Raw genomic sequence first — 22,862 nt, forward strand, 5'->3', positions numbered from 1 at the left:
TTTGTGATCTCTGAAACCGATCGTAAAGACCTCGCCGCCTGGCGCGCCCGCATCACCCGCCCCGCCGGCCCCCTCGGCGCGGCGTCGCGCGCCGTCCAGCGGCGGATCAACACCCTCATCCCGGTGAAGGTCCACGCCGCCATCACCGCCGCCATGTCGGGGATGACCAAGGCGATCCTGACCGGGGCCGACTTCACCACGGCGTCGCCGCTCCAGAACGCCAGCCTGGAGGACCGCGAGGCCAAGGTCGTGGCCGCCATCGACGGCTGGAAGACCGCCGCGGGGGCCGAGGGCGGGGCGGCGGGGCTGGGCGGGTTCGCCCTGGCCCTGGCCGATTTCCCGCTGCTGATGAGCTTCAAGTTCAAGCTGCTGGCGCAGATCGCCGCCCTCTACGGCCATGACGGCCGCGTGCTGAGCGAGCGGCTCTACATGCTGCATATCTTCGAGCTGGCCTTTTCGGACGTCGAGCACCGGATCAAGGTGCTGGCGGCCATGGACGACTGGGACGCAGCCGAGCATCCCGCAGACCTGAAGGGCTTCGACTGGCGGTCGTTCCAGCAGCAGTATCGCGACCACATCGACCTGGCCAAGTTGGCCCAGATGCTGCCCGTGGTCGGCGCGCCGGTCGGGGCCGTGGTCAACTGGCGGCTGACGGCGCATCTGGGGAAGACGGCGATGATGGCCTACCGGATGCGGTGGCTGGCCTCTGAAAACCCTCTCCCAGAGGGCTAGCAGATTCACACATGTCTGAGGGCGGCCTGTAAGTTAGCCAGGGTCCAGCCGCATTTGCGGTCCTGGAGGCTGCGCCAACCGCGTAGCATGACGATGGGGCCGGGCTTGCCGTAGTAGCCGGTCCAGCCGCCCAGTCGGGCGCAGACCCAGGCGGCATAGGCCATGGTTTTCGGGGGATGGGGGTTTTTCTGGCGCTGGGTCTTGCCTTCGAGTTCGGCGCAGCAGGCCTCGATGAGCGGGATGTCGCCGGGATCGAAGGCGTCGAGGATGGGACGGGGAACCTGGCCTGGGACCGGGTCGCGGGCATGGACCAGTTGCTGGACGATGACGGCGGCGATCAACAGCAGGGTGACCAGCTTCTGGCGGGGCAGATCGTGGGCCTGGCGCAGGGCTTCGATGTGGAAGCCCTCGGTCTTAAGGGCCCGGAACAACTGCTCGATGGCCCAGCGGCGGCGATAGAGGTCGACCACGGCGAAAGCCTCCTGGGCGGTCTGGACGGGCGCGGTGGTGATCAGCCGCCAGTGCAAAGGCGGCTCGCCCTGCGGAGCGTCGACCTCGCGGGCGTCGACCACCGTGACAGCCACCCTGGCGGCCAGGGCGCAACCCGCGCCGCGGTTGGCCGGCCGCGCCAGCTCGACGGGGGCCAGCCGCACCGCCAGCGTCGCCTCGCGCGCCTTGCGGCCGCCCCGGGCCGGCAGTTTCACGACCTGCCGCCCGGCCTCGGCCAGGGCGTCGAGGGTGGAGAACAGCTTGCCGCCGTCGCCCAGCGCCCGGTCCTGCGCCGCCCGCACCAGCATCTCCACCCCGGCCGGGGCCTCGGCGAAGGCCTCATAGATGTCGCTCTCGCGGTCGGCGATCACCGTCACCCGCTCAGCCCCGCCGCAGATCAGGTCCGCCGCCTGCGCCGCCGCTTGCCAGCGCGCGCTCTCCTTGTCCTCGTAGGCCCTCGCCTTGCGCTGCCCACGCCGCCCTTGCTCTCGCACCAGGTAGCGCGCCTCGATCAGCCCCAGCAGCGCGCCGTCGGCGGCGTCCACCGCGATCATCGCATGCAAATAGAGCCCGCCGCCGCCTGCCGGGTCCGAGCGCGCCGCCGTGGTGTCCTGGATGGCCAGTACGTGCCGGCCCGCCGAGGCCTGCGCCGTGCGGATCGCCGCCTGCGCCACCATCTCGTTGACCTCGACCGCAGCGTTCTCCAGGAAGCGCCTCAGCCGCATCTCGCCGGCCCGGTCGCCGCCAAGCCCGCTGACCGAGGCCTTGCAGCCAGCCCGCGCCACCGCCCGCTCCAGAGCCCAGGCCCCCCTTTTTCCAGGCGGCGGTCGCCAAACCGCCCCAGCAGCAGATCCATCGCCATCTCCCGTCAGATGAACCCAATGAATCAGAGCTCGTCCACTCGCTCAATCGAGATGTGTGAACCTGCTAGCCCAAAGGGAGAGGGTCAAAGAAAATGCGCCGCGCGTCTCCCGGCGTGTTTCTCCAGCGAATTCAACGCTCGAAAAAGACTTATCCTCCGTGACTCCCGGCGCCCTTATCCTGATCCCACCTCGTCGCACCGGAAAGGGCGCATGGCCAGCGACCGATGCGGCGGCGGGGGGCGATCGAGCGGGACTGGGCGTGAGGGGGTTACTCACGTGTGTCCGGGGAGCCTGGCGTTGCAGGCCCCGCCCGCCGTCGGCGTCAGCTGGGGAATCGGCGTGCGTGTCTTCTGGATCCGCGTCCCCCGGCGCCGGAGCTCGTCGGAAACGGCGAACCGGTCATCCGGCTAGGCCTTAACAGGGCCGCCTACCGGACGCGGACGGATAACGATGGCGCGGAGCGATCGGCTTCGTCGAAACGGTACACACTAGAAAACACTCCGGACGATGTCCGGCGCTCCGCGACCCTTTCCACCTCTTCAGCGGCCGTCCGCGTGAAGTCCTCCCCCCGTGGCGGAGATGTCGGCGAAGCCGACGGTGGGAGGAGTAGTCGGACGATGGCCAGACCCGATCATCAGCCGCAAACCTCCCCCCACCGGTCGCTGCGCGACCGCCTCCCCCACGGGGGGAGGACTTCCGACCCAGCCCAGAATCCTTGACATCGCCGCCCCCCCATGTCCCTTTCCGCGCCTCGCAAATCGCCCCTTCGAAGACCCTTTTCCATGACGACGATGCACGCCTACCGCTCCCACACCTGCGGCGCCCTGCGCGCCAGCGACACCGGCGCCGGTGTGCGCCTGTCGGGCTGGATCCACCGCAAGCGCGACCACGGCGGCCTGGTGTTCATCGACCTGCGTGACCATTACGGCCTGACCCAGCTGGTGCTGCACCCCGAGACCCCGGGCTTCGCCATCGTCGAGCGTCTGCGGGCCGAGAGCGTCATCAAGATCGACGGCGAGGTCGTGGCCCGCGACGCCGCCGCCGTGAACCCGGGCCTGCCGACCGGCGAGGTCGAGATCCGCGTCACCGCCGTCGAGGTGCTGAGCGAGGCCGCCGAGCTGCCGCTGCCGGTGTTCGGCGAACCCGATTACCCCGAGGAAATCCGCCTCAAGCACCGGTATCTCGATCTGCGCCGCGAGACCCTGCACAGGAACATCGTGCTGCGCAGCAAGGTCATCCAGTCGATCCGCTCGCGGATGTTCGGCCAGGGCTTCAACGAGTTCCAGACCCCGATCCTGACCGCGTCGTCGCCGGAAGGGGCCCGCGACTTCCTGGTGCCGTCGCGCCTGCATCCGGGCAAGTTCTACGCGCTGCCCCAGGCCCCGCAGCAGTTCAAGCAGCTGCTGATGGTCAGCGGCTTCGACCGCTATTTCCAGATCGCCCCGTGCTTCCGCGACGAGGACCTGCGGGCCGACCGCAGCTTGGAATTCTACCAGCTCGACGTCGAGATGAGCTTCGTGACGCAAGAGGACGTGTTCGCGGCCATCGAGCCGGTGATGCACGGGGTTTTTGAAGAGTTCGCCAACGGCAAGCGGGTTTCGACCTATCCGTTCCAGCGCATCCCCTATCGGGAGTCGATGCAGAAATACGGCAGCGACAAGCCGGATCTGCGCAACCCCATCGAGATGCAGGACGTCTCGGAACACTTCCGGGGCGGCGGCTTTGGGCTGTTCGCCAAGATCCTTAGCGCCGATCCCAAGAACGCCATCTGGGCCATCCCGGCCCCGACGGGCGGCAACCGCGCCTTCTGCGACCGGATGAATTCCTGGGCGCAGGGCGAGGGCGCGGCGGGCCTGGGCTACATCTTCTGGCGGGCCGCTGACGAGCACGGCAATGAAGAGGGCGCGGCGGGGCCCATCGCCAAGAACATCGGCGGGGAGAAGGCCGCGGCCATCGCCGCGCAGCTGGGCCTGAAGACTGGCGACGCCGCCTTCTTCGTGGCCGGCGATCCCGCCGTCTTCGCCAAGTTCGCCGGCAGCGCCCGCACCCGGGTCGCGACCGAGCTGAAGCTGGTCGACGAGGACCAGTTCCGCTTCTGCTGGATCGTCGACTTCCCGATGTTCGAATGGAACGAGGACGAGAAGAAGGTCGATTTCTCGCACAACCCGTTCTCGATGCCGCAGGGCGAGATGGCGGCCCTGGAGAGCCAGGACCCGTTGTCGATCCTGGCCTACCAGTACGACATCGTCTGCAACGGCTACGAGCTGTGCTCGGGCGCGATCCGAAACCACAAGCCGGAGATCATGCTCAAGGCCTTCGAGGTGGCCGGCTATGGCGCCGAGGTGGTCGAGGAGCAGTTCGGCGGCATGCTCAACGCCTTCCGCTATGGCGCCCCGCCCCATGGAGGCTTGGCCCCCGGCATCGACCGGATCGTCATGCTGCTGGCTGAGCAGCAAGCTATCCGCGAAGTCATCGCCTTCCCGCTGAACCAGCAGGGCCAGGACCTGCTGATGAACGCCCCTGCCGAGGCCGCCGAGCGGCAATACAAGGAACTGCACATCCGCTCGGCCCCGCCGATCAAGGTGTAGCGGAATAAAAAAGCCCTCCGCTCCATCGGGATCGGAGGGCTTCCTGATTTTCAGGCCAGGTTGAGCCTAGTATTTCAGCTCTTTTGGCGGCTTCGGCGGACTAGGGGCCCGGGGCGGCTTGGGCGGCTTGCTCAGCGCGGCGGCGGCCGCGACCACGGCGCGATGGGCCTCGGCCTGGGCGCGCTGGAAGTCCTGGCTGACCCGGATGTTGCGGTGGTCGCCGGAACAGTTTCGAACGCTCAGCCCGGCCGGCAGGCGGGTGCCTTGGTCACCGCAGGTTTCGTCGAGCTGGTCCTGGTCCAGGCCCTTGGCGCCCGACAGATCAGCCCCGCCGAGATTGGCGCCCGACAGGTCGGCGCCGCGGAAGTCGGCTCCGTTGAAGATCGCGCCGCGCAGGCCCGAGCCGTTGAACTCGGCATTTCGAAACACCGCCCGCTCGAAATTGCCACCCATCAGATTGCTGGCGTTCAGCTCGGCCGAGGTGAAGTTCGCGCTGCGGGCGTTGACGCCCTGCAGATTGGCCCCGTTCAGCTCGCTGCTCGACAGGTTGGCGCGCTCCAGATTGGCCCCGACGAAATTGGCCCCTTGCAGCTCGGACGACGACAGGTCGACGCGGCCCAGGTCGGCGGCCTGGAAATTGGCGCCGCTGCTTTCGATGCCGGACATCTTGGCGTCGGTGAAGATGGCGTGGACGAAGTTGGCGCCGCGCATCTCGGCGCCGCGCAGGTCGGCCCGCGACAGGTCGGCGGCGACGAAGTTGGATCCGAAGAAGCTGGCGCCGCGCAGGTCGGCGCCCATCAGATTGGCCTTGGCGTAGTTGGCGCCGGTAAAGCGCGCGCCGGTCAGCTTGCGTCCCGCCAGTTCGCAGTTCACGCAGGTCCCGCCGAGCGAGATCATCCGCGGAACGTCCTTGTCCTCGACCCCGGCATGGGCTTGGGCGCCAAAGACGGACAGGGCCAGGGTCAGGGCGGCGATAGTGATCCCCAATCGGGACATCGAGACCTCCAACTCGGTCAAGAATAAGCGACCGTGTGAGTTACGATTTGGGGCCGCGAGGCGCCCAGCGCCACTTAAATCGCGGTAATGACGGAAGTTTAACGGCAGGTGGGCAGCGACAGGCCTCGCGGAAGGCGGGTCGAATCGTCGCCGCAGGCGCGGTTCAGTTGGAGCTGGGTGAGGCCTGCGGCGCGGTCCATCTCGGCGCCCGAGAAGTTGACCCCAGCCAGGGTGGCGCTCCTGAAATTGGCTCCTTCCAGATAGGCCCCGACGAAGCTGGCGTTGGTCAGGTTGGAGCCGGCGAAGCTGGCTCCGCCAAAGACGCCGCCGTAGAAATTGACGTCGCGCAGGTCGCCGCCGGCGAAATTGGTGCGGTTCATCTCGGCCAGGCTTAGATCGGCCTGCCGCAGCCGTGCGCCGGCCAGGTTTTTGCTCTTGAGCACCGTGTTGCTCAGGTCGGCCTGGAACAGGTTGCAATGCGGGCAGTTGGCGCCGGCCCGGACCTTGGCGATCTGGCTGGCGTTCTGGGCCGCAGCCGGGACCGCGAAAGCCAGGGCGGTGACGGCGAGGAGCGAGGCGATCGTTTTCATGCAGGCACGCGTCTTTCGGCGGGAAAGTCGATTAAGCATGGCCCTGTAAGCTTAAGGCCAAGCAAACGCGGGTTCCGACGGGGCGCCACCTTTGAAGGCGTTAGTTGATAATGCCGTCGCTGCCGCTCCGGCCGTTGGCCTGGGTTCCACAGCTGTCACAGACCACCAGCCCGCCCTTGCGGCTCAGCGCCAGGTCGCCGCAGGCGGGGCAAACCTCGCCGGAGGCTCCCGACGCCGGCGCTTCGTCGGTCCGGCGGCCGCCGAATGGCAGGAACACCAGGTTGTCGGGCGCCGCGCCGCGCGAGAAGCCCTTGGAGATGAATTTGCTGGCGGGCAAGGGCTCGGCCTCGCTCTCGGCGACGCCCTCGCCACGGCCCAGGCCGTCGGCGTTGAACTCGCCAGGGTCGGCATTGGCGAGGTCGTCCCGGTTCAGATAGGAAACCCCCAACTCGCGGAAGATATAGTCGAGGATCGAGGTCGCCGAACGGATGGAGTCATTGCCGGTGACCGGTCCGGCGGGCTCGAATTTCGTGAACACATAGGCGTCGACATATTCGTCCAGCGGCACGCCGTATTGCAGGCCGATCGAGATGGCGATGGCGAAATTGTTCATCAAACTGCGGAAGGCGGCGCCTTCCTTGTGCATGTCGATGAAGATCTCGCCGACCTCGCCATCCTCGTATTCGCCGGTATGCAGATAGACCTTGTGGCCGCCGACGGCCGCCTTCTGGATATAGCCCTTGCGACGGTCGGGCAGCTTGCGGCGGGCGGGGCCGCCGCGCTGCACGATCCGTTCCACCACGCGCTCGACGATGCGTTCCTTGACCACAGGCTTGGATTCGGGGGCGGTTTCCAGGGGACGCGTCGGCTTGGCCGCCTCGACCTCGGCCTCGGGCAGGGCCAGCGCGAAGCCGATGGGCGGCGCAAGGCGGTTCAGACGCAGGGCGCGGACTCCAGCCCGGGCGGCCGCGGCCTGCAGGCGCGCGGCGTCGGCGGGGCGAGCGTCGAACGGCAGGTCCAACGGGGCCGGGGCGGCCAGACAGGTGAAGGTCTCCACGGCGGCGGTCATCGCCAGGCGGTCGGCCAGGACGGGCGTCTCAATGGCGGCGAACAAGGCGCGGATGTCGCGGTCCAGGCCCTCGCAATCGGCCAGGCGGCGGGCGCCGAGGGCGTGGCGCTCTGCGGCGTCGATCTCGACGGGCGAAAAGCCCGCGAAGGCCAAGGTGTCGAAATTCGGATCAGCGAGCGCGCTGGCGGGCGCGCCAAGCACGTCGCCGAGGAAGCCCGCGCCGATCACTGCGGGGGCGAAGGCGGCGCGCAGGCCGTCGGCGTGGCGCAGGGCGTCCTCGGCCAACTCGATCTCGTGGGCGGTGAAGCCTCGGGCCTGCAGCGTCATATGGTCGATGGCCGGCGCCTCGGTCAGGGTCCCGTGGCCCATGGCGTGGCGCCGGGCGGCGTCGAAATCGGCCCCCGCGCCGGTCAGGCAGGCATGGGCGGCGGCGCTGAAGGTCGGGATCTGAAAGCCGTCATCGGTCTGGGCGGTGGCGATCGAGGCCGCGGCGGCGGCATGGCCCAGGGGCTTGCCGCCAAGGCGCAGGGCGGCTTCGGGGTCGCTGAAGGCGCTGATCAAGCGGGCCGAGCGCAGGCCGTGCTTGCGGGCCAGGCCATGGGCCACGGCCAGGGCGGCGGCGGCTTCGGCGGCCAGCGGCGAGCGCAGGGCGGCGGCGCGCACGCGGCGCTCGGCCAGGCTGCGCAACAGGGTCTGGCGCTCCTGGGCGAAGATCGGATCGACCCCCAGCAGCGCGGCCGCCTCGGCGCTCGCGCTCAGCGCCGCGCCGACGGCCAGGGCCCACAGGGCGGAGGCGGCGTCGCGGCCCGTGTCGGTCGCCACGGACAGGCCCTGGGCCAGCAGCCAATCGCCGACCCCCGCGAGCCCCAGTTCAGCCGGACGTTCGCCGCGTTCGAGCTCCAAGGCCGTGACCCACAGACCGACCACCTGGTTGAAGCCTTCGAAGTCGAAAGCTCCGTCGTGTTGGAAGGCGGTGACATCTATGGCGGCCCGGAGGGCGGCGCCCCGGGCCAGGCTTTCCGCGTCTTCCGGCGACATGGCCAGGACCAGGGCGCTGGTCTCCCAGCCGACCTGGGCCGCGAAGCTGGCCGCCTCGTCGACCGCCGCGACGGCCTGGCGCGAGGCCGAGGCGACCAGCGGGGCGGGGGGCGGGGTCTCGGGATCGATCAGGACGGTGGACGAAGCTCCGGCCAAGGCGATCGCGTCGAGGATCATGCGGTCGTCGGCGCCCAATTCACGAGCCCCGCGAGCGGCGCGGCCCAAGGCGGTGTTCTTGAGGGGATCGCCGCAGGCCTTGGCGTCGCCGTGGCAGCGCGCTACGGCGTCGCCGACCTGAGCCAGGGCCGTGTCCAGCCGCGCGGCGGCCCTGGCGGCTAGTTTCGTCGACCGGACCTTGGCCAGATGACCCTCGGCGAAGCGCTTGAACTCGATCTCGCTGATGTCGGCCACATGTTGCGAGGCCATCCGATCGCCGGCTGGCGTGGCGACCCCAGTCAGCATGGTGGCCAGCAAGGCCTCGCGGAAGGCCTGGGCGTCGGCCGCATCGCCAAACAGACCCTCGTCGAGGCCAGTCCGGGTCAGGCGATCAGCGTAGCGAGCGGGGCCGCCGCCCAATGGCAGGCCGAGGTCGACCGGTCCGTCCATCCAATCCAGCCAGGCCTCGACCCGGGCGTCGGTCCAGTCCCCGGGCGCGAGCACCTCGATGACGCAGTCGCTGCGTTCCAGGTCGCGCGGCTCCATCCTGGGGTCGGGGCCGGGATGTCGGGACTGAATGCGCATGAACGATTCCGCGACCTGAGCGCCAAGAATGGATCATCCTAGTTCGCTCCACAGGCGCCTTCAATAGATGTGGGGCGTCGCACCCCCTTGATCCACAAGATGTTGATGTCGCAGCGTTGCGCCCGATGCTGGACGCTGGCGGGCCGCCGACCTATAGTCCGGCCGCTTCGCCATGCTTCCCGCGTGGTGCGAGCCAGTCTGGAATTGGGTGCTGAAGCGGTGCTGAAAGCGATCTTCACGTGGTGGAACGGCGCGACCATCGGTCAGCGCTTCCACATTAGCCGTCGTGGCGTGTTCATTGGCCAGGACGACTACGGCAACCGCTATTTCGAGGCGCGTGACAACAGCGACAGCTATGACGCCCGCAAGCGCCGCTGGGTGATCTATGACGGCTATGCCGAGGCCTCCAAGGTGCCGCCCGAATGGAGCGGCTGGCTGCACTATACGTTCGACGAGCCGCCGACCACGGCGCCGCTGATGCGTCGCGCCTGGGAAAAGGATCACCATCCCAACCTGACTGGCACGATCTACGCCTGGCGTCCCAAGGGCTCGCTGGCCCGGGGCGGCGAGCGCTCGGCCGCCACCAGTGACTACAAGCCCTGGTCGCCGGAATAGGATGACCACGCTGCGGACATGGACGGGCGTCGCGGCGATGGCCGTGGCGGTTTCGCTGGCGGCTGGCGGAGCCAGGGCGTTGCAGAACGCCCCGCAGGCCCCAGTCGCTCAGCCCGCTCCCGCCGCCCCGGCGCCGATCGTCGTGCCGCCGGCCTCGCGCCCCGTGCCGACGCCGGCCCCCCAGGCCGCGCCACAAACACCAACGGCGGTGGGAACGACCGTCGCCACCCCCGCCGTACCCGCGCCGGCCCCGACCAAGGCTCCGACGCCAGTCGCCAAACCTCCGCCCGCGTCCGCAAAACCTGTAGAGCCGGTCAAGCGCGCCCGCTCGTCCGTCGCCATCATCCAGGCGCTGGACAAGGTCACCACCGAGACCATGAAGTTCGAGGCGCCTGTCGGCCAGCCGGTCCGCTACAAGACTCTGGTGTTCACGGTCCGCGCCTGCGAGACCACCACGCCCGACGAGGACGCCCCGGACTCGGTGGCCTATCTTACGGTCGACACCCAACCCAAGGCGCTGCCAGGTCGAGTGGCGCCGGCGGGGCGGCAGATCTACAAGGGCTGGATGTACGCCAATGCGCCGGGCCTCAACCCGCTGCAGCACCCCGTCTATGACGCCTGGCTGATCGCCTGCAAGACCTCGACCCCGGCGGCGCCCGCCGCCAGCCGGTAGAAGTCCGACTGAATGTTCCAGGCCCGGCCCAGCCGCCGGCGATAGTCGGCCCGGGTGATCTCGGTCGTGCCAAACTGTTCCAGATGGTCGGTGATGAACTGGGTGTCGAGCAGGCGGTAGTCGCCGACGATCAGGCGACCGACCAGGTGCACCAGCGCCACCTTGCTGGCGTCCCGGCGGGTCGAGAACATGCTCTCGCCGAAAAAACAGCCTCCATGAGCCACGCCATAGAGGCCGCCGACCATCTCGTCGTCGTCCCAACACTCGACGCTGTGGGCCAGGCCCCGCGCGAAAAGCTGGCTGTAGAGCCGCTGGATGGGGTTGTTGATCCAGGTCTCGATGCGGCCCGGCCCCGAGGCCGCGCAGGCCTCCACCACGGCGTCAAAGGCGCTGTCGATGCGGACCTCGAAGGGATCGGCGCGGACCGTGCGCGCCAGCCGCCGCGGCACATGCACGCCGCCCAGCGGTAGCACGCCCCGGCGCTCGGGATCGATCAGGAAGATGCTCTCGTCCTGACGCGCGTCGGCCATCGGAAAGACGCCGCGCTCGTAGCAGGCGATGAGATCATCGACTGTAAAGGCGTCGTCCATCCCGATCTCGCAGCCTAACCCTGCGCCTTGATCCAACGCTCCAGCCAGTGGATGTCGTAATCGCCGGCCAGGATGTCGGGTTGCACCAGCAGGTCCTGGAACAGCGGGATCGTGGTCTCGATGCCGCCAACCACCATCTCGCCCAGGCAGCGCTTCAGGCGCGCGATGCACTCCTGGCGGTCGCGGCCATGAACGATCAGCTTGCCGATCAGGCTGTCGTAATAGGGCGGGATCGTATAGCCGGTGTAGATCGCCGAATCCAGCCGCACGCCCAGGCCGCCGGGGGCGTGGAAGTCAGTGATGGTGCCCGGCGACGGCGTGAAGGTGCGGGCGTTCTCAGCATTGATACGGCACTCGATGGCGTGGCCTTCGAACACCACGTCGGCCTGGGTAAACGAGAGCGGCAGGCCGGCGGCGATGCGGATCTGCTCGCGCACCAGGTCGATGCCGGTGATGGCCTCGGTCACCGGATGCTCGACCTGCAGGCGGGTGTTCATCTCGATGAAGAAGAACTCGTCGTTCTCCCACAGGAACTCGATGGTGCCGACGCCCAGATAGCCAATGGCCTTGATCGCATCGACCACGACCTTGCCGATCTTCTCGCGACCGGCGGCCGGGAGGGCGGGCGAGGGGGCTTCTTCCAGCACCTTCTGGTGACGGCGCTGCAGCGAGCAGTCGCGTTCGCCCAGATGCACCACATTGCCGTGGCTGTCGGCGATGACCTGAATCTCGATGTGGCGCGGCTTCTGGAGGTAGCGCTCCATATAGACCGTGTCGTCGCCGAACGCGGCGCGGGCCTCGGCGCGGGCGGTTGAGACCGCCTCGGCGAGGTCCTCGCGGGTCTCGGCGACCTTCATGCCGCGACCGCCGCCGCCGGAAGCGGCCTTGATCAGCACGGGGAAGCCGATCAGCTCGGCCGCCGCATAGGCCTCTTCTTCGGTCGTGACGCCGCCGTCCGAGCCGGGAACGACAGGAATGCCCGCGTCCTTGACGGCCTGCTTGGCGGTGATCTTGTCGCCCATCATCCGGATGTGCTCGGGCTTGGGTCCGATGAAGGTGTAGCCGTGCGCGCCGACGATCTCGGCGAAGCGGGCGTTTTCCGACAGGAAGCCGTAGCCCGGATGGATCGCCTGGGCGCCAGTGATTTCGGCGGCCGCGATGATCGACGGGATGTTCAGATAGCTCTTGGCGGCCGAGGCCGGGCCGATACAGACGCTTTCGTCGGCCAGCCGCACCCACATGGAATTGGCGTCGGCCTCGGAATGGACCGCCACGGTGGCGATGCCCATTTCCTTGCAGGCGCGGTGAACCCGAAGCGCGATCTCGCCTCGGTTGGCGATGAGGATCTTGTCAAACATGCCGATTACTCGACGATGACGAGGGGCTCGCCGAACTCGACGGGCTGGGCGTCTGCCACCAGGATTTCGACGACCTTGCCAGCCTTGGTGGCGGCGATCGGGTTCATGGTCTTCATCGCCTCGACGATCAGCAGGGTCTGACCGGCGGTCACGGTGTCGCCCACCTTGATGAAGGCGTCGGCGCCGGGCTGGGACGACATGTAGACGGTGCCGACCATCGGCGACTTGACGATGTCGCCGGCGGCGCGGGCGGCGGGCGCCTCAGCCGCCGGCGTCGCAGCGGCTGGAGCGGGCGCAGAGGCCTGGGCGACGGGCGGGGGAACATAGGTGGCGGGCTGGGCGGCCAGGGTCAGCTCGCGGGCGACCCGGATCTTCAGGCCGGCGTGCTCGACCTCGATCTCCGACAGGCCCGTGTCCTTCAGGATGTCGGCCAGCTTGCGGACCAGGCGGACGTCGATCGACGGGGTCTCGACCGGATCGGCGGGGGCCTTGGGAATGGACATGGAAGCTTACCTTGCTGTCTTTTTCAGGAGCCGGGGTGGCCGGCTAGTTGGCGCCGACCAGGCCGGTGGCGGCCTCGATCGCCAGTTCATAACTCGCCGCGCCGAAGCCGGAGACTATTCCGGTCGCCGCGAGCGAAACATAGGTGTGGCGGCGGAAGTCTTCCCGCGCCGCCGGGTTAGACAGGTGGCACTCGATGATCGGGATGTTCAAGGCCTTCAAAGCATCAAGCAAGGCGATCGATGTGTGGCCGTATCCGGCCGGATTGATCACCAGCGCGCAGGCGTCCAATCGGGCCTCATGCACCCAATCGATCAGCACGCCTTCGTGATTGCTTTGCCTGAAGACAACGGAAAGGCCCCGAGCGGCCGCCCGCGCCTCGCAGCGCGCACGGACATCGTCGAGCGTGTCCTTGCCGTAGATCTCGGGCTCACGCGTTCCCAACAGGTTGAGGTTGGGTCCGCTCAGCACATGGATCGGTTTTAGCATTCGGCTCCCGCCGTCGATTCCGGGAGGTCTTGTATAGCCGGTTCCGCCAGGTCACAAGCAGGGCTCGCTTCGGAGGTGATATGCGGCTGCTGTTGAATGGTGAGGACCGGGCGTTCGAGGGCGTCTCGACGCTCGCGGATCTGGTGTCGGTCCTGGGCCTGGACGCCCGCAAGGTGGCTGTCGAGCGTAATCTCGAGATCGCCCCGCGCTCGACCTATGCCGCCACGGCGCTGACGGACGGCGACCGGATCGAGATCGTGACGTTCATAGGGGGTGGGTAGACGGCAGGGGCGTCCTGCGCGTTTGAAACCCGAGCCCCACAGGCGTAAACCCACCCCATGAACGCGCACGTCCCCCCCGAATCCGCCGCCGCCGTCGCTGACGCCGATACCTGGACCGTCGCCGGCCGCACCTTCACCTCGCGGCTGATCGTCGGCACCGGCAAGTACAAGGACTACGCCACCAACGCCGCCGCGGCCAAGGCTGCGGGCGCCGAGATCGTGACGGTGGCCGTGCGCCGGGTGAACTTGACCGACCCCACCCAGCCGCTGCTGGTCGACTACGTCAAGCCGACCGAATTCACGTTCCTGCCGAATACAGCGGGCTGCTTTACCGGCGAGGACGCCGTGCGCACCCTGCGCCTAGCCCGCGAGGCCGGCGGCTGGGACCTGGTCAAGCTGGAGGTGCTGTCCGACCCCAAGACCTTGTATCCGGACATGGAAGAGACCCTGCGCTCGCTGAAGCTGCTGGTCTCCGAGGGCTTCCAGGTGATGGTCTATTGCTCGGACGACCCCGTTTATTGCCGCAAGCTGGAAGAGGCGGGCGCGGTCGCGATCATGCCTCTGGGCGCGCCGATCGGCTCGGGTCTGGGCATTCAGAACCGGGTCAACCTGCGGATCATCATCGAGAACGCTGGGGTGCCGGTGTTGGTCGACGCCGGGGTCGGCACGGCGTCGGATGCGGCCATCGGCATGGAGCTGGGCTGCGACGCCATCCTGATGAACACCGCCATCGCCGAGGCCAAGGATCCGATCCGCATGGCGCGGGCCATGAAGCACGCGGTGATCGCCGGTCGCGAGGCCTATCTGGCCGGCCGGATGCAGAAGCGGCTCTATGCCGATCCCAGCTCGCCGCTGGCGGGGCTGATCTAGAGCATTTTTCGAGCGAAGTGGTTCCGGTTCGCGTGAAGAAAAATGCGTCAAAACAAAGGTTAGAGCTCACGGCCTGACGCAGTCAGGTCGGGAAATGCTCTATGCCTTCACGTCGAGGAACGAGCCCTGCTTCATCTCGGGGTCGTTCTCAATCTGCGCCTTGATCTGGGCCTTCAACTGATCCTCAATCTTCTGGCGAGCCTTGGGGTCCATCGCCTTCAGCTGTTCCTCGGTGAGGCCCATCTTGCCCAGCATGGCCGTGCGCATCTTCTGGGCGGGTGTCAGCCTGGCGTAGTCGAGGAAGTCGTCCTTGGCGGTCTTCGCGGGCGCGGCGGCCATGCCGAGGGCCGAGGTCGCGTCGGCCGGCTTGGCCACTGTGACCTTGTTGATCTTCGCCAAGGTGGCGCTGGCCAGCGAGGCCAGAATGCTGGGACCGGAAATGAGCATGGGAACTCCCGCCTTGAACTCAGGCGGGGCGCGCGCTGCAAGCGCCGTGCGCGTGGACGGGGCCAGGCTTTTCAGGGGCTTAGCGTCGAGGGGCGACACTGGCGGCAAGGATCGCCTAGCAGAGTGTTCCCGGTGAGCAGAAAAGGGTCAAGCTTGGCGAATGCCGCCTTCTCCTAACGGAAAAGCGTGTCGACGCGGGCGGGTACGAAACAGAATCCATCAAAATCAACGCTCTAAACTTTCTCGATCTTTTTGACACCCACCCCCTTCTGGCGCCCGCATACTCTGCTCACCCCATCGCACGGGGAGGGACGTCGGCCGGCGACCTGACGGGCGGTGAGGCGTGGTCGAGCGGGAAGGCTTGGCCGCCGTGTCTTCTTCGGGAGACGCCCCAAGGTCGGTTCGGAGCAGGTTCGCCCCCGCGGCGACAAAACTTCGGCGCCCGGGTCGGCGGCCGTTGCCAACAGGTACGGGCTGAAATCGCCTGTACGGTCCGGAGGGTCAGCCAACCCTCCGCCCGCCGAGGGCCCACTTCGGAAGCGGGTTAAGACCCCGCGCGCCGATGGCTCTCGTCTGAAGGCCGCGCGAAGCGCTCGTCTTCGTCGAAACGGTATCAAATCTGCAAAACCTCCGGGCGGAGCCCGGGCGCTTCGCACCCTCCCCAAGCTCTTCCGCGGCGATCCGCGTGAAGTCCTCCCCCCGTGGGGGAGGTGTCGGCGCAGCCGACGGTGGGGGGCGTGATTGGATGCCGGCCAGACCTGCGATCGAAGACCCTAAACCTCCCCCACCGGTCGCTCCGCGACCACATCCCCCACGGGGGGAGAAGTTTCAGGCCCCCGCCCGCGCCGCCTTGGCCGCCCGGGCCTGTTTGAGCAGTCCCCACGCCCGCAGCGCCATCTCAACCCGCGACACCGCGAACAGGCCCACGCCCAGCACGATGAAGCCGTCATTGAGCAACACCAGATTGACATGCCAGGCCGAGGCCTCGCCCTGCAGCACGGCCCGCAACCCGAAGCGCACGACGAACAGGCCCAGCAGGAACAGGATGGCGGCGGGCGAGGGCTTGGTGTTGAGCAAATGGGTCTCGGGATCGATGGCGATCGGAATCAGCTTGCCGCGCCACCAGCCGATCGCCGCCCCGACCAAGAAGATCCCCGCCAGCCACAGCCAGTCGAGACCTTGTGGCGGAAACTGGGTGAGGGTGGCGGCCATGCCGACCAGCATGACGGCGGGCAGCACCCACATCCATTCCAGCTTCAGCCGGCGCTCGCGGTTCATGCTTCGAAAGCGCAGCGCGAAGACGACGGCCACGACGGCGATGGTCACCACCATCTGGGTGTTGGACTGGTTGATGAGACGCCCCGATATACCGGCCGCGAACGCCGCAGCTCCCCTGGCTCACACCTGTCCGCGTCAGGCCGCCGCTTCAAGCGCCCTGTCGATGGCCTGGGCGATGTTTTCGCGACTTTCGGCGCCGACGACCGCGAGGCGACCACCGAAGATCGCGAACGGCACACCGGTGATCCCACCTTGCACGGCCATGGCGTGTTCGCGAGCCACGGTGTCCTTGTCGGCGCCCTGGGCCAGCAATTGCAGGATCACCACCGGATCCATGCCAGCGGCCTCGCCGATATCCGCCAGAACCTGGGGATCGCCGATGTCGCGACCGTCGGTAAAATAGGCGGCGAACAGGCCCTCGACCACGTCGTCCTGCTTGCCCGCCCCGTGCGCCCAACGGATCAACCGATGGGCGGCGCTGGTGTTGGGCGACAGGGCGATGTCGGCGAAATTGAAGACGATGCCTTCCTCGGCTCCCGCCTCCGTCAGGGCGGCGTGCACGGCCTTCAGCTTGACCGGATCCTTGAACTTGCCGGCCATATAGTCCTTACGATCAACGCCTTGTTCCGGAAGCGTCGGGTCCAACTGGTAGGGGCGCCAGACGATCAGTGGCTCGACGTCGGGCCGCAGGGCCACGGCCGACTTTACCCGTCGCCAGCCCAGATAGCACCAGGGGCAGACAACGTCGGCGACAAGGTCGATCAGCAGGGGCTGGCCCATGGCGCGGCCTTTCGAATAACTGGCGTCGCAGGCCACGTAAGACTGCGGCCGGTCTTGGGCAAGCCTTCAGGCGCTGTCGCGTTGCAGGGCTCTAGCGGCGGCGCGTTCCAAGGCGTGGACGGCGCTTTCGCCGCTCTCGATCTGGGCCACGCCGATGTCGAACTCGCAGACGAACGGCGCGCGATCGTCGCCGGCGTCGAAGGCGGTGCAGCCGATCACCGCAGCGATCCGTTCGGCCGCCGCGCGTCCCGCCGCCTGGTTGGTGGCGGGCAGGGCCAGGGCGAAGACCTCCGGCGCCAGGCGGGCGGCGGTGTCCTCCACGCGGACCAACCGCCCAACCATCGAGCCGATCTGCGGGATGGCGCGGTCCAGCCAGCCGTTCTTGCGGGCCCAGACGGTGTCGGGCTTGTCGGCGACCCGCAGCACGCAGATCGACAGCGGTCGGACCCGTTCGCGCGCCGCCCCGGCCAGCCGCACCAGGTGGGCGGCGAACAGGTCGCGGGTGAACAGACCCGTGGCCGCGTCCATCAGGCCCGAGCTACGGGCCTTTTCCAGCGCGCCTCGGATCGACTCGCCACGCCGATAGTTGCGGGCCAACTCGATGACGCGCCGGGCGGTCTCGATTTCGGGGGTCTCGGGAGAAGCGACGTCGGACACGCCGCGATGGAAGGCCTCCGAGGTGGTCACATAGCTCTCGGCCTTCAAATAGAGCAGGGCCGGGATGTGGAACAGCCGGGTGTTGCGCCGCATGCCGGCCGCGATCGACAGGGCTTCCTGCTGGTTGTCTCCGGCCCACAGCACGACGGCGTCGAAGGCCCGCTCGTGAAGATAGTCGAAGGCGGTGTAGGCCGTGAAAGCGCCGACCACGTCGGCCCCACTACGGGTCAGGGCGTTGGACAGGGCCAGGAACTGCGGCGCGGGCTCGCCGATCGCCAGGATCCGGAAGGGCTCGGCATGGGGTTCCGGCAGGTCCAGGCGGCGGCCGCGGTCGCCGAAGGTGGCCAGGCGAAGCTCGAACTCCTCCTCGGCGATGGCGGTGCGGACCAGGGATTCCAGGCGCAGCACGGCCTGGGCCGGGTGCAGCGGCGGCGACAGGGTCAGGTCGAAGGCCTGGTGGTGGGCGTCGGTCCCGGGCTCGCCGATGGCGATGACCGGCAGGCGACGCGGGGCCACGGCGGCCTTCAGGCGACGCGACAGCGAATGGGCGTCAGGGCCGGCGCTCTCGAGATCGACGATCACGGCTTCGATGTTCAGGTCGCCGAGCGCGGCGAGGGCGGCATAGGGGCCACGGGCGGTGATGGTCCGCCAGCCGAGCTTGTCGAGCCCTTCCGACAGCGGCCCAGCCCGGGAATCGTCACGCGCAACGATCAGAATTCGGGCGTTCACCGTCAACTCAAGCCTCCGCCCCGGATACCGGTATCGCTCGACGACGCAGCGCCGTCGAGATTCGACGCCGCAACATAGCAGAGGCGGACGGCGCTCATAGGTACGCATCGCCGCAGGGGCCAAGCGAGATGGGGATCAAAACGGGACTTGCATGACGAAGGGTCAGGATCGTTCAAATGCCAGAGGAAGCCGCGAGATTCGGCAGGAGGAAGACATGGCCCAAGGACCGCTATCTGGCTTGAAGGTGCTAGAATTCGCAGGGATCGGTCCGGGACCGTTCTGCGGGATGCTGCTGTCGGACCTCGGCGCCGACGTGGTGCGCATCGACCGCAAGGGCTCGGGGCGCAGTTCGCCCGCCGACGTCACGGCCCGGGGACGCCGCTCCGTGGCCCTGGACCTGAAGTCGCCGGCCGCGGTCGAGACCTGCCTGAAGCTGATGGAAAGCGCCGACGGGATCATCGAGGGCTTCCGGCCCGGCGTGATGGAGCGGCTGGGCCTGGGGCCTGACGTCGCCTTGGCTCGCAATTCAAAGCTCGTCTATGGCCGGATGACCGGTTGGGGCCAGACCGGGCCCTACGCCAAGGCCGCCGGCCACGACATGAACTATATCGCCATCACCGGCGCCCTGGCGGCGATCGGCACGACGGACAAGCCGGTGCCGCCCCTGAACCTGGTCGGCGATTTCGGCGGCGGGGCGCTCTACCTGGCGTTTGGCCTGTTGGCCGGGGTGATCCATGCCCGCTCGACGGGTCAGGGCCAGGTGATCGACTGCGCGATGAGCGACGGCGCGGCCTCGCTGATGGCCATGTTCTACGGTTTCAAGGCCGGCGGGATGTGGGGCGAAGGGCGGCGGTCCAACCTGCTCGATGGCGGAGCGCACTTCTACGACACCTATCAATGCAGTGACGGCAAATGGATCTCGATCGGCTCGATCGAACCGCAGTTCTATCTGCTGCTGCTTGAAAAGACCGGCATTACCGACCCTCAGTTCCAGCACCAGATGAGCCGCGAGGAGTGGCCAGAGCTTCACGACAAGCTGGCCGCCGTCATCGCCACCAAGACCCGCGACGACTGGTGCGCCCTGATGGACGGAACCGACGTTTGCTTCGCTCCGGTATTGACCATGGACGAGGCTCCCTCCCACGCCCACAACGCCGCCCGCCAGACCTTCGTCGAGGTGGCCGGCGTCATCCAGCCCGCGCCGGCCCCGCGTTTTTCGGCCACACCCGGCGTCATCCAGGGTCCGCCGCCCAAGATCGGCGCCGACAACGACCAGGCGCTAAGCGACTGGGGCTTCTCCGCCGAGGCGATCGGGGCGCTGCGGGAGCAGGGGGCGCTCTAGGCGAGACCTGACAGTCAGGCGCCATTCCCGTTCAGCCGCCATTCAGCCGCCGAGCCCTAGAACACACCTGCAACCGGCCGTCGCGCCACCCGTCCCTCGATGCGGCGATCGGTTCAGGTTCGTCCTGCGGAGCCCCGTCGCTTTCCCTGAAGCGGCGGGGCTTTGTGCTCCAGAACTCCGGTATCTCAGGCTTGACTTGCTTCAGCGGGATGACGCGGGCAGTTTCCGCCGAATGAAGCCACCCGCAGACCGCCTTCGCTTTCGGGATCTCGACCTCGATCCGATCCACTGGGTGCGAGAAATCCTGCGCGTCATGGGATTGGCCCTGCAGCGGCTGTGGGGCCGCGATGTCATGCTCTATGTCGGCGGGGTTTCGTTCTTCGTCCTGCTGGCGGTGTTCCCCGGCCTGGCGATCCTGATCGGCCTCTACACCTTGCTGTTGACTCCCGAACAGGCCGCCGCCCAGGCCGACAAACTGTCCTATCTGATGCCGTCCGGCGCGCGACCGATCTTTCAGAGCGAACTGGGTCGGCTGGCCCATGCGCCGGAGCAGGCGATCTCGGCCCAGAGCGCCGTGGTGCTGGTCATCGGCCTGTATGCCGCCCACCGGGGCTTCAAGGCCTTGCTGGCCGGCCTGTCCTTTATCCACGACGAGGAGAACCAACGCGGCTTCCTGGGCTTCAACTTCATGGCCCTCGTCGTGCTGGTCTGCGCGTTCGCTCTGCTGTTCGTGATGTCGGGCGTCTTCCTGACCTTCCGCCTGCTGTCCAGCACCCTGGACCTTCGGCCGCTGGAAGGCGCCTCCTGGATCCAGAGCGAATGGACCTGGGCCAGCCTGGGCCTGATGGTCGGCATGACCCTGGTCTATCGCTACGCCATGTCGCGCGTCCCTGTCGGATGGCGCGCGTCGATCGCCGGGGGCGCGGCGGCGGCGGTGCTTTGCGTCTTCATGTCCTGGGCCAGCGCATTCTATGTCGAGCAGGTGGCCCATCTGGGCGCGACCTACGGCTCAATCTCGGCGGTGATCATTTTCCTGATCTGGCTGTCCTGGAGCGTCAATGCGGTGTTCTTTGGCGGGGCCCTGGCCACCGAGATGGAGATCGCCCTGGAAGAACGGCCAAGGGCCTTGCTCGAAGGCCCCAAGGCCGTGCTGCTTAAAGCGCCTTCGCCACCAGAAAGCTGATCGCCCCGTTCGGCGCGTCGACAACCTCAACGACTGTGGCCCCGGCGCTGGCGGCGAAGTGGGGCACGTCGATGCGCGCCAGCGGATCGTCGGAGATCAGGCGCACCTGAGCTCCAGGCGCGGCCTCTTCCAAAGCGCGGCGCAGGCGTAGGGTCGGCACCGGACAGCGGTGGCCCCGGGCGTCGACCAGGCGGGCCTCAGCCATCGAACACCGCCTCAGCCTGGGCCTGGGACAGGATGCGATACCCGCCTGGCGCCAGGTCAGTCGGCAGGGAAAGACCGCCGATTCGCTCGCGATGCAAACCCGTCACGTGATTGCCGACGGCGGCGAACATCCGGCGCACCTGGTGATAGCGGCCCTCGGTGATCGTCAGCCGCGCCCCGCGCTCGCCCAGCACTTCAAGCTCGGCCGCGAGCAACGGTTTTTCTTCGCCTTCCAGCATCAGGGTTCCGCTGGCGAAGGCCGCGACCTCGGTTCCGGTCAGGGGCCGATCCAGGGTGGCGTGATAGACCTTGGGCACGTGGCGCTTAGGTGAAATCACCCGATGCAGGAAGTCGCCGTCATCGGTGATCAGCAGCAGGCCGGAGGTATCCTTGTCCAGCCGCCCGACGCTCGACAGGGCCGGGTCGCGAATCTGCCAGCGCTTGGGCAGCAGGTCATAGATCCGCTCGCCGTCCTCGCGGTGCGAACAGACCAGGCCCAATGGCTTGTGCATCAGCAAGATCAGCGGCGCGGGGGGATCGACCGGGACGCCGCGAATCTTCATTTGGCTTGGCAGATCAGCAGTGACGGCGATCTTTTGACCGGCGTCCTTGATCGGAACGCCGTCGAGCGTGACCTTGCCGCCCGAGACCAGGGCCTGGACGTCGCGCCGGCTGCCGTAGCCAAGATTGGCCAGCAGACGATCCAGGCGCGCCATCAAGGCTTTTGTCACTTGCGGGCCTCGTAGACCTTGAAGCCGCCGGCGTCGGCCACCGGGCGAACGGTCTTGAAGTGCTCGTTCAACACCGCCTCATAGGGCAGGTGGCGATTGGCGACGATCCACAGCACGCCGCCCTTGCGCAACATGGCCGCCGACGCGGTGATGAAGGCTTGGCCCAGGCCCTTGTCCTCGCCGACTGCGTCGTGGAAGGGCGGGTTGGTGACCACGAAGTCCAGGCCGGTCAACAGTTCCGCGCCGCGGCGGGCGTCGGCCCAAAGCACTTCGACCCGCAGGTCGGCGACATTGCGCTTGGTGGCCTCGACTGCCCGGCGGTCAAGGTCGACCAGGCTCAGCTTGGTGACCTTGGGCGAGGTCAGGATGGCGTGCGCCAGCACGCCGACGCCGCAGCCCAGATCGACGCCGACGCCGCTCATCGGCGGCAGGGACTTCAGCAGCAGGGCCGAGCCGGGGTCCAGCCGATCCCAGCTGAACACGCCCGGCTGGGTCCAGAGGCCGTCGCCGTCCAGACGACGCGGCGCGCCCTCGGCGATCGCGGCGTCGATCCCTGTCAGGCTCGTGGGCTTCAGGGTCACGCAGATGCGCTGGTGGCGCTTGGCGCTTTCGCCGATCGAGCACCCGAACGCCGCCAGTTCCTTGTTCATCCGCAGGCCACCACGATCCTTCGGGGCCAGGGCGGTCAAGCGCCCCTCGACCTTCAGCACGCGCAGGGCCTGGGCCAGAACATAGCGCCGCTCGGCCACGCCGGGAGGGGCCTGGATAACGATCTCGTCCAGCGCGCCTTCGGCCAGGTCGGCCAGGTCGGTCGAGTCCGTCACCAGGGGCGAGACCTGAACCGCACCGCCGGGCACGTCGACTAGATCAAGAAGTGGAGAGCCATAGACGGCGACGCGAGGAATATCGGACATGAAACGGATCTCGGGAGATGTGGCGGGCAGGGTGGGATTCGAACCCACGGTGGACTTTCACCCACGGCGGTTTTCAAGACCGCTGCCTTAAACCACTCGGCCACCTGCCCGGAG

At 67.8% G+C, this 22,862-nt stretch carries 23 protein-coding genes and 1 tRNA gene; 8 read left to right on the plus strand and 16 right to left on the minus strand.

All coding sequences use genetic code 11. The features are described 5' to 3' along the window. The first annotated feature begins 3 nt into the window (after positions 1-3). Positions 4-732 (plus strand): EcsC family protein, encoded by a 729-nt coding sequence (locus ACP694_RS07085; RefSeq protein ID WP_426011434.1) that lies wholly within the window; start codon positions 4-6, stop codon positions 730-732. A 5-nt stretch (positions 733-737) separates the two neighbouring features. Here the strand turns inward: ACP694_RS07085 and ACP694_RS07090 are convergent, their stop codons facing one another. Next, positions 738-2,006: an IS4 family transposase gene (locus tag ACP694_RS07090; RefSeq protein WP_426011435.1), complete on the minus strand. Its 1,269-nt coding sequence runs from the start codon at positions 2,004-2,006 to the stop codon at positions 738-740. 860 nt (positions 2,007-2,866) lie between these two features. Here ACP694_RS07090 and aspS point away from each other — a divergent pair. Further along, complete coding sequence (gene aspS / locus ACP694_RS07095) at positions 2,867-4,672, plus strand: aspartate--tRNA ligase (protein ID WP_426011436.1); 1,806 nt, start codon at positions 2,867-2,869, stop codon at positions 4,670-4,672. 66 nt (positions 4,673-4,738) lie between these two features. On the opposite strand, the gene ACP694_RS07100 is transcribed toward aspS, so the two are convergent. The 3 genes from ACP694_RS07100 to ACP694_RS07110 form a co-directional block, all read right to left on the minus strand. Next, positions 4,739-5,668: a pentapeptide repeat-containing protein gene (locus ACP694_RS07100; RefSeq protein WP_426011437.1), complete on the minus strand. Its 930-nt coding sequence runs from the start codon at positions 5,666-5,668 to the stop codon at positions 4,739-4,741. 98 nt (positions 5,669-5,766) lie between these two features. Next, entirely contained in the window at positions 5,767-6,258 is a 492-nt protein-coding gene (locus tag ACP694_RS07105; RefSeq protein WP_426011438.1) for a pentapeptide repeat-containing protein, read from the minus strand. Between the two features lie 100 nt (positions 6,259-6,358). Then, positions 6,359-9,106, minus strand: coding sequence for a ribonucleotide reductase (locus ACP694_RS07110; protein ID WP_426011439.1), 2,748 nt, complete (start codon positions 9,104-9,106; stop codon positions 6,359-6,361). Positions 9,107-9,325: 219 nt separating this feature from the next. Here ACP694_RS07110 and ACP694_RS07115 point away from each other — a divergent pair, with 219 nt between their 5' ends. Both ACP694_RS07115 and ACP694_RS07120 read left to right on the plus strand, forming a co-directional pair. Next, positions 9,326-9,721: an NADH:ubiquinone oxidoreductase subunit NDUFA12 gene (locus ACP694_RS07115; protein ID WP_426011440.1), complete on the plus strand. Its 396-nt coding sequence runs from the start codon at positions 9,326-9,328 to the stop codon at positions 9,719-9,721. A gap of 1 nt (position 9,722) precedes the next feature. Continuing rightward, a complete protein-coding gene (locus ACP694_RS07120; RefSeq protein WP_426011441.1) occupies positions 9,723-10,394 on the plus strand; it encodes a DUF2155 domain-containing protein in 672 nt (223 codons plus the stop codon). On the opposite strand, the gene aat is transcribed toward ACP694_RS07120, so the two are convergent. Genes aat through ACP694_RS07140 form a run of 4 tightly spaced genes read right to left on the minus strand, consistent with a single transcriptional unit; the run spans position 10,331 to position 13,332 of the window. Next, positions 10,331-10,984: a leucyl/phenylalanyl-tRNA--protein transferase gene (gene aat / locus ACP694_RS07125; protein WP_426011442.1), complete on the minus strand. Its 654-nt coding sequence runs from the start codon at positions 10,982-10,984 to the stop codon at positions 10,331-10,333. The genes ACP694_RS07120 and aat overlap by 64 nt on opposite strands. A gap of 14 nt (positions 10,985-10,998) precedes the next feature. After that, positions 10,999-12,342, minus strand: coding sequence for an acetyl-CoA carboxylase biotin carboxylase subunit (accC, locus tag ACP694_RS07130; protein WP_426011443.1), 1,344 nt, complete (start codon positions 12,340-12,342; stop codon positions 10,999-11,001). Positions 12,343-12,347: 5 nt separating this feature from the next. Further along, the gene (accB, locus tag ACP694_RS07135) at positions 12,348-12,845 is read right to left on the minus strand and encodes an acetyl-CoA carboxylase biotin carboxyl carrier protein (protein WP_426011444.1); all 498 of its coding nucleotides are present in this window, start codon (positions 12,843-12,845) and stop codon (positions 12,348-12,350) included. 43 nt (positions 12,846-12,888) lie between these two features. Next, a complete protein-coding gene (locus ACP694_RS07140) occupies positions 12,889-13,332 on the minus strand; it encodes a type II 3-dehydroquinate dehydratase (protein WP_426011445.1) in 444 nt (147 codons plus the stop codon). A gap of 80 nt (positions 13,333-13,412) precedes the next feature. Here ACP694_RS07140 and thiS point away from each other — a divergent pair, with 80 nt between their 5' ends. Then, complete coding sequence (gene thiS, locus ACP694_RS07145) at positions 13,413-13,613, plus strand: sulfur carrier protein ThiS (RefSeq protein ID WP_426011446.1); 201 nt, start codon at positions 13,413-13,415, stop codon at positions 13,611-13,613. A gap of 57 nt (positions 13,614-13,670) precedes the next feature. Beyond that, entirely contained in the window at positions 13,671-14,483 is an 813-nt protein-coding gene (locus ACP694_RS07150; RefSeq protein WP_426011447.1) for a thiazole synthase, read from the plus strand. A 99-nt stretch (positions 14,484-14,582) separates the two neighbouring features. Here ACP694_RS07150 and ACP694_RS07155 read toward each other — a convergent pair whose 3' ends face one another. The 4 genes from ACP694_RS07155 to ACP694_RS07170 form a co-directional block, all read right to left on the minus strand. Next, positions 14,583-14,930 carry a hypothetical protein gene (locus ACP694_RS07155; protein WP_426011448.1) on the minus strand — a complete coding sequence of 116 codons (348 nt, stop codon included), beginning with the start codon at positions 14,928-14,930 and terminating at the stop codon, positions 14,583-14,585. Between the two features lie 828 nt (positions 14,931-15,758). Next, positions 15,759-16,262 (minus strand): hypothetical protein, encoded by a 504-nt coding sequence (locus ACP694_RS07160; protein ID WP_426011449.1) that lies wholly within the window; start codon positions 16,260-16,262, stop codon positions 15,759-15,761. Positions 16,263-16,343: 81 nt separating this feature from the next. Then, positions 16,344-16,988: a DsbA family oxidoreductase gene (locus ACP694_RS07165; protein ID WP_426011450.1), complete on the minus strand. Its 645-nt coding sequence runs from the start codon at positions 16,986-16,988 to the stop codon at positions 16,344-16,346. Positions 16,989-17,054: 66 nt separating this feature from the next. Beyond that, a complete protein-coding gene (locus tag ACP694_RS07170; RefSeq protein WP_426011451.1) occupies positions 17,055-18,380 on the minus strand; it encodes a diguanylate cyclase domain-containing protein in 1,326 nt (441 codons plus the stop codon). A gap of 208 nt (positions 18,381-18,588) precedes the next feature. Between ACP694_RS07170 and ACP694_RS07175 the strand changes: the two genes are divergently transcribed. Beyond that, on the plus strand, positions 18,589-19,716 hold the full coding sequence (locus ACP694_RS07175) for a CaiB/BaiF CoA transferase family protein (RefSeq protein ID WP_426011452.1): 1,128 nt from the start codon (positions 18,589-18,591) through the stop codon (positions 19,714-19,716). 232 nt (positions 19,717-19,948) lie between these two features. Beyond that, positions 19,949-20,899: a YihY/virulence factor BrkB family protein gene (locus ACP694_RS07180; protein ID WP_426011453.1), complete on the plus strand. Its 951-nt coding sequence runs from the start codon at positions 19,949-19,951 to the stop codon at positions 20,897-20,899. Here the strand turns inward: ACP694_RS07180 and ACP694_RS07185 are convergent. The 4 genes from ACP694_RS07185 to ACP694_RS07200 form a co-directional block, all read right to left on the minus strand. Next, positions 20,871-21,104: a sulfurtransferase TusA family protein gene (locus ACP694_RS07185; RefSeq protein ID WP_426011454.1), complete on the minus strand. Its 234-nt coding sequence runs from the start codon at positions 21,102-21,104 to the stop codon at positions 20,871-20,873. The genes ACP694_RS07180 and ACP694_RS07185 overlap by 29 nt on opposite strands. Next, positions 21,097-21,834 carry a pseudouridine synthase gene (locus ACP694_RS07190; RefSeq protein WP_426011455.1) on the minus strand — a complete coding sequence of 246 codons (738 nt, stop codon included), beginning with the start codon at positions 21,832-21,834 and terminating at the stop codon, positions 21,097-21,099. Before ACP694_RS07190 ends, ACP694_RS07185 begins: the two co-directional genes overlap by 8 nt. Then, on the minus strand, positions 21,831-22,748 hold the full coding sequence (locus tag ACP694_RS07195; RefSeq protein WP_426011456.1) for a class I SAM-dependent methyltransferase: 918 nt from the start codon (positions 22,746-22,748) through the stop codon (positions 21,831-21,833). The genes ACP694_RS07190 and ACP694_RS07195 overlap by 4 nt, the downstream gene beginning before the upstream one ends. A 20-nt stretch (positions 22,749-22,768) precedes the next feature. Next, a tRNA-Ser gene (locus tag ACP694_RS07200) sits at positions 22,769-22,858 on the minus strand. Positions 22,859-22,862: the final 4 nt, after the last annotated feature.

It is taken from the genome of Caulobacter sp. DWR2-3-1b2 (genome assembly GCF_049896345.1).
In the GTDB taxonomy this organism is placed as follows: Bacteria; Pseudomonadota; Alphaproteobacteria; order Caulobacterales; family Caulobacteraceae; genus Caulobacter.

Excerpts from the sequence above, each read along its gene's own strand:
- aspS (WP_426011436.1), top strand. The coding sequence starts at position 2,867 with ATGACGACGATGCACGCCTACCGCTCCCACACCTGCGGCGCCCTGCGC.
- ACP694_RS07100 (WP_426011437.1), bottom strand. The coding sequence starts at position 5,668 with ATGTCCCGATTGGGGATCACTATCGCCGCCCTGACCCTGGCCCTGTCC.
- ACP694_RS07105 (WP_426011438.1), bottom strand. The coding sequence starts at position 6,258 with ATGAAAACGATCGCCTCGCTCCTCGCCGTCACCGCCCTGGCTTTCGCG.
- ACP694_RS07110 (WP_426011439.1), bottom strand. The coding sequence starts at position 9,106 with ATGCGCATTCAGTCCCGACATCCCGGCCCCGACCCCAGGATGGAGCCG.
- ACP694_RS07120 (WP_426011441.1), top strand. The coding sequence starts at position 9,723 with ATGACCACGCTGCGGACATGGACGGGCGTCGCGGCGATGGCCGTGGCG.
- aat (WP_426011442.1), bottom strand. The coding sequence starts at position 10,984 with ATGGACGACGCCTTTACAGTCGATGATCTCATCGCCTGCTACGAGCGC.
- accC (WP_426011443.1), bottom strand. The coding sequence starts at position 12,342 with ATGTTTGACAAGATCCTCATCGCCAACCGAGGCGAGATCGCGCTTCGG.
- accB (WP_426011444.1), bottom strand. The coding sequence starts at position 12,845 with ATGTCCATTCCCAAGGCCCCCGCCGATCCGGTCGAGACCCCGTCGATC.
- ACP694_RS07140 (WP_426011445.1), bottom strand. The coding sequence starts at position 13,332 with ATGCTAAAACCGATCCATGTGCTGAGCGGACCCAACCTCAACCTGTTG.
- thiS (WP_426011446.1), top strand. The coding sequence starts at position 13,413 with ATGCGGCTGCTGTTGAATGGTGAGGACCGGGCGTTCGAGGGCGTCTCG.
- ACP694_RS07150 (WP_426011447.1), top strand. The coding sequence starts at position 13,671 with ATGAACGCGCACGTCCCCCCCGAATCCGCCGCCGCCGTCGCTGACGCC.
- ACP694_RS07155 (WP_426011448.1), bottom strand. The coding sequence starts at position 14,930 with ATGCTCATTTCCGGTCCCAGCATTCTGGCCTCGCTGGCCAGCGCCACC.
- ACP694_RS07160 (WP_426011449.1), bottom strand. The coding sequence starts at position 16,262 with ATGGTGGTGACCATCGCCGTCGTGGCCGTCGTCTTCGCGCTGCGCTTT.
- ACP694_RS07165 (WP_426011450.1), bottom strand. The coding sequence starts at position 16,988 with ATGGGCCAGCCCCTGCTGATCGACCTTGTCGCCGACGTTGTCTGCCCC.
- ACP694_RS07175 (WP_426011452.1), top strand. The coding sequence starts at position 18,589 with ATGGCCCAAGGACCGCTATCTGGCTTGAAGGTGCTAGAATTCGCAGGG.
- ACP694_RS07180 (WP_426011453.1), top strand. The coding sequence starts at position 19,949 with ATGAAGCCACCCGCAGACCGCCTTCGCTTTCGGGATCTCGACCTCGAT.
- ACP694_RS07185 (WP_426011454.1), bottom strand. The coding sequence starts at position 21,104 with ATGGCTGAGGCCCGCCTGGTCGACGCCCGGGGCCACCGCTGTCCGGTG.
- ACP694_RS07195 (WP_426011456.1), bottom strand. The coding sequence starts at position 22,748 with ATGTCCGATATTCCTCGCGTCGCCGTCTATGGCTCTCCACTTCTTGAT.